Consider the following 8,896-nt stretch of genomic DNA (forward strand, 5'->3'; position numbering starts at 1 on the left):
GCCTGCATCAAGCAGACTGCTCTTTCCCCAAACTATTCAGCTTTTAACGCGGCTTGCTGCTGTTCAAAAATCTCGTAGAAGTCACTCCAGATCAGCACATTATCCTTTTCCTTATCCCACCATTGTTTGTACCAGTCCACAATCTCTGCACCGCCGCCGGTTTCCCATTGCTTTTGCGCGTCCTGTGCAGCTTGTTCCACTGTATATTTGCCTCCGCTGATAATGGCTCTTGTGTAGATATCATGTACAGCGGCTGTGACATTGCTGAATTTAACCTGCAGCTCCTTCGGCAATTGCGGCATATGCTCGGAATGGGTCAGGCCTTCGCCTACCGGCAGATCAGTCATGTACGTATCCACTGCTTCCCTGAACAAGCGCAGAGCTTCTTTCTGGGCTGGAATGGCTTCATCGAACTGGGTTTCGGCGTAACCGTATTTGCCTTCCTCCAGACGGCTGTACACCATACCGAAATCGCTGGCCCAGCTTACTTCATTTTTGTATTTCTCCTGATCCAGAATAACCGGTTTGCCGTCAGCTTCTACTTTATAGTGCTCACCTTCAATACCGTAGCGGAAGGTGCGTCCGGTCTCCGGTTTAACCAGGAAATCAATATATTCCATAATGGCTTCCGGGTTCTTGGCCCGGGCATTGACAACGGCGGTCATCTGCACCGGATTGTTCCAGACTGTAGTGAACTGCCCTGCAGAAGTCTTAGGAAGAGGCATAATCTTCAGCTTGGATTCCGGCACATTTTTCATCAGCGTATCCAGCTCGCGCGAGGCGAAGCCCATGTAATCGTTGGTCATAAAAGCATAGATTCCGATTTTGCCGTTCAGGAAGTCCTGCTTCGATTTGGAACCGTCCTTATCGCTCAGGAAATCCTTATCGACAACCCCTGCTTCGTACAGTTCCCGCTTAAACTCTGCCTCAGCCTTCAGGCGTTCAGGCCCGACTTCAATTTCACCGTTCTCACCCAGATTGACCCAGTTGGCATTGAAGATATAGCGGAACAGCCCCGCATTATCCCCGAATTCAAAGCCGCCGATCCCGTAAGTATCATCTACCCCGTTACCATCCGGGTCCTGCTCGGTGAAGGCTTTGGCTACAGCCAGGAATTCTTCCTCTGTAGTCGGCATCTTGAGCCCCAGCTTATCCAGCCAGTCCTGGCGGATGAACACGCTTACCAGCGGATATACCTCATTCATACGGCCGAATTCATACAGCTTGCCGTCCGATTTGATTCCGGCCTGCCTCAGCTGAGGATATTTCTCTAGCAGCGCCTTATACTCCACACTGTGCTGATCGATCAGATCATCCAGCGGCATCAGCTGCTTCTGGTCAAACATCTGGTTGCGGATGCTGGTGCCAAATTCAAAAATAAGATCCGGCGCACTGCCTGAAGCAAGGAGTACGTTCAGTTTGGACTGTGACTCCCAGCGCGGAATCGCCACATATTTTACATTGGCCGGTCCGTTTTCATTGATCCACTTGGTCCACATATTGTCTTCAATCGTTCCCATCCCGTTCGGAACCGATCCGCGGTCATAAATGGTGGAGGAAATATTCCCCCGTTCCTTAGGTGCATTGTTCCCTGTGTTTCCGGCTGCCGGTTCTTTATCGGCGCTGTTGTTTGAACATCCTGCCAGCAAGCTGGCCCCCAGGCCTGCAACGAACAGGAGCTTAGGCAGTTTATTAATTAAACTCATGATGAAACCCCACTTTCTTGTAGTATAAATATGGAGAACGCCTGCCCTTTACCCTTTGATAGAGCCAAGCATAACACCCTTTACGAAATACTTCTGCAGCAGCGGATATACCGCCAGAATCGGGACAATCATGACAATGACGGCGGCAGAGCGTATCCCTTCCGGTGTCATCGTGGCCAGCATGGTCGGATCGGCGAAATCCTGGATCATGGATGTGGATTTGATCATATTCTGAACCAGCACGGTCATATTGTATTTGGCTGTATCGTTGATATAAATCATGACGCTCATGAAGGCATTCCAGTAACCGACTCCGTAAAACAGCGCCAGCGTAGCCAGCATCGGCTTGGACAGCGGAAGAACAATCCGCAGCAGAATGCCGGTTTCACCGCAGCCGTCTATTTTGGCCGCTTCGTCCACCTCGCCCGGCAGCTGTTCAAAAGCCGAACGCATCAGCAGCATATTGTAAGTGCTGACCAGACCGGGCAGCCACAGTGCTGCGTAGCTGTTCACAAGGCCAAGATTAGACACGACCAGATAGCTGGGAATCAGCCCGCCGTTAAAGATCATGGTGAACACCATCGCCAGCGTAAAGAAGCGTCGGCTGTAAAATTGCTTACGGGATAAAGGATAGGCAGCCAAGATGGTAACCAGCATGCTAAGTCCGGTCCCGACTAATGTAATTTGCACGCTGTTCCAGAAGGATCGCATGATTGGCGTCCCTGTAAACAGGCTGTTAAACGAGGACAAGCTAAACTCCACCGGCCAGAGTGTCACTCTGCCGCTGGCCACCGCATCCGCCCCGCTCAGCGATAAGGCTATTACATTCAGAAGCGGAGCAATGCAGCTCAAGGCTATAATGGTCAGAAATACATAATTCAATGAATAAAAAAGTTTCTCACTTCTGCTGTCCCGCACAGTAGTTCCCCCTTACCATAACCCTTGATCAAATTTGCGGGCGATCGTATTGGCTGTGAATACCAGAATAAACGCCACTAATGATTCGAATAATCCCATTGCCGTAGTCAGACTGAACTGCGCACCCTGCAGACCGATCCTGTAGATGTAGGTGCTGATTACATCGGCAATCTGGTTCACATTCGCATTCTGGAGCATGAACACCTGATCAAAGCCTACCTCCATCACCCGGCCCATCGATAAAATCAGCAGCAGGATAATCGTGGGGCGGATGCCGGGAAGTGTAATATGCCAGATCTGCCGCATCTTCCCTCCGCCATCCATTGCCGACGCTTCATACAGGCTCGGATCAATACCGGACAGCGCCGCCAAAAAGATAATCGCGTTAAAGCCCATGTCCTTCCAGATGCCTGACCCTATAAAAATGGAAACCCAGGAAAGCTTCTCATACATAAACGGATAAGCTGCACCGGTGAGCTGCTCAACGACCCGGTTGACCAGTCCGTTCTCCATGGCAAAGGCTGTCGATACCAGCATGGCAATAATGACCCATGACAAGAAGTGCGGCATATACACAATGGTCTGGACCGTCCGTTTAAAAGTCATGCTGCGCACTTCATTAAGCATGATCGCAAGGATGATCGGAATCGGAAAGCCCACGGCCAGACTCAGCAGGCTGAGCATCAGTGTATTACGGATGATCTCCAGGGTCCGGGGGTCCTGAAACAATACCTCAAAATAGTGAAACCCGACCCAGGGACTGTTAAGAATCCCGTCATAAAAGTTGTAATCCTTAAAGGCAATGACCAGCCCGCCAATCGGGGCATACCGGAATATCAGATAAAACAGGATGACCGGTGTAAACATCAGCAGCAAGGGCAGATTCGTTTTGAAGCGTTTCCATTTCGGCCCGCTCAATCGCCCCTTAGCTTCAGGACCCGCCGGTTTGGCAGCCGGGGCTGTATTCGTAATCTCCATCAAGTACTCCTCTCCTATCGTGTTGCTCTTTGTTTATTGGTTATACATTGATTGTAACGGGCGGGCACTGCAAGAACATTTAAAATCCTACGATGTTTTTTTAAAATTCTACACACAAAAGAGCCATCCGCATGTAAAGGCCAGATGGCTGCAAAGCCCGGTATGAAACTTTATATTACTCAAACCGCTTCCGGAACTCACGCGGCGATTCCCCGGTCATTTGCTTGAAAACTACCGTAAAGTAGCTGGAATTATCGAATCCGACCCGCTCCGCAATCTCCGTCATCCGCAGGCGGCTCCGCTGCAGCAGCAGCTTTGCTTCCTCAATCCGCAGCTGGGCAACGTAATTTGTAAGACCGGTTCCGGTCTCTTTTTTGAACAGATTGCTGAGATAATTGGGCGTTACATGCACATGCGCAGCAACAGTCTGCAAGGAACAATCCTCCTGATAGCGGCTTTCAATGTATTGCTTGGCCTGGAGCACGACATTGTCCTGTTGCCTGTTCAGCCAAACACTGAAAATGCCTGTAAACTCAGCGCATTTCTCATTGGCCCAATTCTCCAGCTCCTGTACGGACTGAAATCTGAGGATACGGGCAGGATTGAGCTCCTCACCGGCTATAGCTGCTTTGACATGCTTGAACTCGGTCAGCAGGATGCTGGAAAATACAGTGATCAGCGTGTACATTTTGGTCTTGCATGCCTGCAGTCCAAGAGAAGCCGCCTGGTCTACGTATTCCTTCAGCCTGCGTTCCGCCGCCGGCAAATTACTGGTGACCAGCAGAGCCAGCAGCTCCTCCTTAAGCAGGGCAAAGCCGTCCACGACAGCCAGATCCGTTACACTGCTGTTTGCTTCTCCTGAGTAGCTCCTGTACAGCAGTGCAAGATCTGCAAACTGCTGCACGGCACCAAGCTCCAGCCAGCTTGTCTTGAGCTCAATGAAGCTCTGCAAGGCCTCCTGCACACGTATACGATACGTCTCCCCCATAGAGCCGGGCTTCAACAGGAAAGCGAAAGCGTCCTTGCGCAAAGGAAAATATAGCCCTTCTACAGGCTCCCGCTGAAGCAGCTCCTGTAAAATATTTGTTACCGCATAATGGAGCAGATCGGTATCACCTGCGGAATAGGTTTTACCCGGCTGCTCATAGCCATGGACCTGCAGAATGCAAAAGCCGGCCTCCTGCCATTGGCGTTCCCAGCTCTCTCTCTGCATACGCTCGAAGGGCAGGCCGAATAACGCAGCCCGGAATAGCTCAGTCTGCTGCTCCTGTCTGGCGACCCTTGCCTTCAGCTGTTTCAGCCGCAGATCCTCATAAGCTTTGCGGAAAACAGTATAAGCCTCATCCAGCGAGAAGGGCTTAAGCAGGAACTCCACCGCCCCGTACCGCAGCGCGCGCTGGGCATACTCGAAATCACGGTAGCCGGTCAGTATAATCACCTTAATATCGGGATGAGCGCGCGATAGCCATTCCATGAACTGCAGCCCGTCCATTACCGGCATATTAATATCCGTTATAATCAGGTCCGGCTTGCAGAGCGCAACGGCCTGCATGGCCTCTTCCCCGTCGGACGCCTCTCCGACAACCTCCCAGCCGAGCTGGTTGCTGGAGATCAGCTGCACCAGACCTTCACGGAACCAGATTTCGTCATCTACGACAAGCAGTTTACCTATCAAGCTTCCTCACTCTCCCCCAGCCGGTATGGCAGCTTCATCCGCACCAGTGTTCCTTCACCGGGCACCGACTCGAATTCGACTCCATATGGAGCCCCGTAAGCCAGTTCAATCCGCCGGATGACACTTCCCGTACCTATACGTTTTCTTTTATCGTTCTTATCGTTTACATGCCCCGACGAAGGATGCAGAATCCGTTCAATCATGTCCGCACTCATTCCGCTTCCGTTGTCGCTGATTTCCAGAACAAGCACCGGCTCTTCTACTCCCCCGTCAGACTGGACACGGCCGGTAATCAGCAGACGGCGGTCCGACTTTTTGTTGTTGAAGGCATGAACGAATGCATTCTCAACGATGGGCTGAATCAGCAGGCGGAATACGTGGCAGTCCATCATCTCTTCCGGAATATTGATTTCAGCGGAGAGTGAACCCGGGTAGCGTTCCTTTTGAATCTCCAGATAGTTGTTAATCTGCCTGAGCTCATCCCGCAGCGTGGTCATCTGGCTGACCGGCTCGAGCGTATACTGCAGCATTTCCGACAAGCCGTTAATCAGACGGGCAGAGCGCTCATCCCCCAGCATATAAAACTTCCAGAAGAACATCCCCAGCGTGTTATACAGAAAATGAGGGTTAAGCTGCGCCTGTATCGCCTTCAGCTCCGCCTCCTTTTCATTAATTTTGCGTTCATATATTTCATAGATCAGATTTTCGATATGAGCCGTCATATTGTTAAAGCTTTCTCCGAGAAAGCCCAGCTCATCTCTGCTGCGGATTTGAATCCGGGTCTCGAACTTACCTTCCCGCACATGCCGCATTCCCCGTACCAGATTACCCAGAGGACGCAGCAGCATGCGGCTGATCACTGAAATAATGATGCATAGACTGACAAAGCTGGCCAGTGCCGAAGCAACCGCCACCTGCAGAATCACACTGCTGCCGCTCTGTATCTGCGCCAGAGACACCTTGCTCACCAGTGTGAAGCCAACCTTCTCTGACACCTGTCTGGTATACATATAGGAGACTCCATGCTCTTTGCGCACCATGCTGCCAGCCGCCGGCATGTCCGTCAGAGCGGGTGCCTGCGGATTATCCGATCCATTGAGCGAGTAAACCAGCCGGCCCTCCTCATCGAATAAATAAGCTTCCGTATCCTCATGTATGCGCAGATCCTTAATGTGAGATTCAAATAACGAATTGTTGAATAAAATCAGCATCATTCCGTAGGTCTCCAGATCAATGGTACGCATGAGCCGGCCGGCCAGCAGCACATTGGTGGCCGCTCCCTGAACGAAATCGCTTTCAACAGATCGGTTCCATACGTACTCCCCGCCGGTCGGCTCCAGTCTCGCCAGCATATCCTCCAGAAAGGGGCTGGTAAAGTTATTGAACCGGCCTGAAAAGGAACCCAGGTTGAGAATATTGCCCTTTAAATCATATATGCGGATTCCCATAATTTCCGGCGCATCCAGACGGATCTGATAGACTTCTTTATCCAGCAGCTGTTCCAGCTTCATCCGTTCAAAGGAACCTGCCCCTTCCGTCTGCTCAATGACTGCCTCACTTACCGAAGGATTCAGGGTGATATAATCGGTAACCCTGTACATATCATTAACTCTTGAATCCAGTTGGGCCAGTATTTGTTCTGTTGTCATAGAATACTGGCGGCTGATTTCCTCATTGAACAGCGACAGATGGATACGGTAAGTGATGATGCCTGTAATGCTGGAAATCAGAATATTGGCCGCCGACAGGGCTATAATCAGCTTGGTGCTGAATTTAGAGGTTGTGCCAAACGGCCACCGCCTGTTATTCGTCATTTCTCATCCTCCGGCTTAGCTTGTATAGATGTCCTTTTATACAATGCCTGATAGCCTGATGGAATGTCAAATCATTCTATCTTAAATAAATTTAAATTTATCAATTTTAGATAGCTACAATTCACACAGAAAAGTGTCGATATACTATACAGACATTTATATTTTGCACAAAGTTGAGGAGTGGGGAAATGAGAGACAGATGGGGAAATGTAAGGGGAAGATTAAAGCTTACCATCCGGATGAAATTATTGGCCGGGTTTCTGATCGTAGGAGCACTGCTTGCCTTCGTAAGCATATTTGCCTTATCCCAGATTCAGGGTATGTCCAAAAATGCAGAGGAAATTGACCAAAGCAAGATGCCCAGTGTCAGCCTGCTGGGGATGATGAACGGTGATGTTTCGGATATAGAACGTCTGGCACTTGGCATTATTGTCGAGACAGATACTAATGAGATTACAAAGATGAATGAGGCCTTACAGCAGCTTCAGGTCAAAATTGAAGGGGAACGCAAAGAGCTGATTTCGCTTCTTGAGGGCAACACTGAAGCGTTGGCCTTATATGATACCTTCAGCACGAATTATGATGGCTACCTGGCTAAGATGCCTGTGTTTATCGAACGCGGTATGGCTAATGATTTCACGGGAGCCAGCAAGCTGCATTCGGAGTCTTACCCGTTATGGTTTACCGCCAACGATACCATTGCCCAGCTGATCACATTGGTCGATGAGCTATCCAAGCAGGCGACTAATGATTCATTGGAATCCGCAGAACAAGCTTTTAATATTATATTGGCAGTAACGGTTATTTCCTTGCTGCTTGCTGTATTTATCGCCTTCTTCATAGCAGGTATCATCTCCAAACCTATCCAGAAGCTGAATGCATCGGCGATGCTGATTGCAAACGGGGATTTGACCGGTGAAACCATTACACTTAAAAATAAGGATGAGCTCGGCACACTCGCGGCCTCCTTCAATACCATGACCGGCAACCTGCGTGCGATGATACAGTCTGTTTCCACGACTTCCGAACAGGTAGCCGCTTCCTCGGAAGAGCTGCTCGCGAGTGCAGAGCAGAATACCAAAGCATCCGAGCAAATCTCTGAAACCGTCGAGCTGCTGGCGGCCGGTACAACGGAGCAGGTGAACATAGTGAAACGCTCCTCCCAGGCGATGAACGAGATGTCCCTTGGTTCTGAACAAATTGCCCAGCTGGCCCAAAGCGTATCTGTCTCTGCTGTAGATGCAGCGAACCAATCGGCGGAGGGCAACCGGATTGTCCGCCAGGCTGTAGAACAAATGGGATCTATCCGTACATCCATAGCATCACTGACAGAGCTGGTAACGGGGCTTGGAGAACGGTCTGCAGAGATTGGCAGTATCACCGGGGTCATTAATAATATTGCCCGTCAGACCAATCTGCTTGCCTTGAATGCGGCCATTGAAGCTGCACGAGCGGGTGAGCATGGCCGGGGATTCGCGGTTGTGGCCGGAGAAGTACGTAAGCTGGCCGAGGAGTCCTCATTGTCTGCACAGAAAATCACTGATCTGGTGCAACTCATTCAAAGTGACACGGACCAGGCTGTAGAGGCTGTAAAAGTGAACAGCAGTGAAACGGAAGCGGGAATTGAGATTGTAACTGCAGCAGGTCAAGCCTTCGAGCAAATCTCAGAAGTCGTAAACAAAGTCGCTGGTGAAATTCAAGAGGTATCCGCCGGCTCGGAAGAAATGTCAGCTTCTACGGATGAATCGGTCCGGTACATGAGTGAGATCTCCATGATTGCTGAGGAATCATCAAGCGGAGTACAC

General features: G+C 50.4%; 6 protein-coding genes (1 of these 6 running past the window's edge). 1 reads left to right on the plus strand and 5 read right to left on the minus strand.

Translation table 11 applies throughout. The features are described 5' to 3' along the window. Window positions 1-32 precede the first annotated feature (32 nt). The 5 genes from AC4G46_RS27375 to AC4G46_RS27395 all read right to left on the minus strand — a co-directional run bounded on the left by AC4G46_RS27375 (window position 33) and on the right by AC4G46_RS27395 (window position 7,091). Window positions 33-1,706, minus strand: a complete 1,674-nt coding sequence (locus AC4G46_RS27375) for an extracellular solute-binding protein (RefSeq protein WP_491125481.1) — start codon at window positions 1,704-1,706, stop codon at window positions 33-35. A gap of 48 nt (window positions 1,707-1,754) precedes the next feature. After that, the gene (locus tag AC4G46_RS27380; protein ID WP_491125482.1) at window positions 1,755-2,624 is read right to left on the minus strand and encodes a carbohydrate ABC transporter permease; all 870 of its coding nucleotides are present in this window, start codon (window positions 2,622-2,624) and stop codon (window positions 1,755-1,757) included. A 12-nt stretch (window positions 2,625-2,636) separates the two neighbouring features. Next, window positions 2,637-3,602: an ABC transporter permease gene (locus AC4G46_RS27385; RefSeq protein WP_491125483.1), complete on the minus strand. Its 966-nt coding sequence runs from the start codon at window positions 3,600-3,602 to the stop codon at window positions 2,637-2,639. A 175-nt stretch (window positions 3,603-3,777) separates the two neighbouring features. Then, complete coding sequence (locus AC4G46_RS27390; RefSeq protein WP_491125484.1) at window positions 3,778-5,277, minus strand: response regulator transcription factor; 1,500 nt, start codon at window positions 5,275-5,277, stop codon at window positions 3,778-3,780. Then, window positions 5,274-7,091: a cache domain-containing sensor histidine kinase gene (locus tag AC4G46_RS27395; RefSeq protein ID WP_491125485.1), complete on the minus strand. Its 1,818-nt coding sequence runs from the start codon at window positions 7,089-7,091 to the stop codon at window positions 5,274-5,276. Before AC4G46_RS27395 ends, AC4G46_RS27390 begins: the two co-directional genes overlap by 4 nt. Before the next feature lie 188 nt (window positions 7,092-7,279). Between AC4G46_RS27395 and AC4G46_RS27400 the strand changes: the two genes are divergently transcribed. After that, window positions 7,280-8,896, plus strand: partial view of a methyl-accepting chemotaxis protein gene (locus AC4G46_RS27400; RefSeq protein ID WP_491125486.1) — the 5' portion only. The gene runs 120 nt beyond the window's last position; the window shows 1,617 of its 1,737 coding nt (coding positions 1-1,617); the start codon lies at window positions 7,280-7,282; the stop codon falls past the right edge of the window.

This window comes from Paenibacillus sp. fava2 (assembly GCF_058313675.1).

What these genes read in the sequence shown, in the direction of transcription:
- AC4G46_RS27375 (WP_491125481.1), bottom strand. Translation starts at nt 1,706, where the DNA reads ATGAGTTTAATTAATAAACTGCCTAAGCTCCTGTTCGTTGCAGGCCTG.
- AC4G46_RS27385 (WP_491125483.1), bottom strand. Translation starts at nt 3,602, where the DNA reads ATGGAGATTACGAATACAGCCCCGGCTGCCAAACCGGCGGGTCCTGAA.
- AC4G46_RS27395 (WP_491125485.1), bottom strand. Translation starts at nt 7,091, where the DNA reads ATGACGAATAACAGGCGGTGGCCGTTTGGCACAACCTCTAAATTCAGC.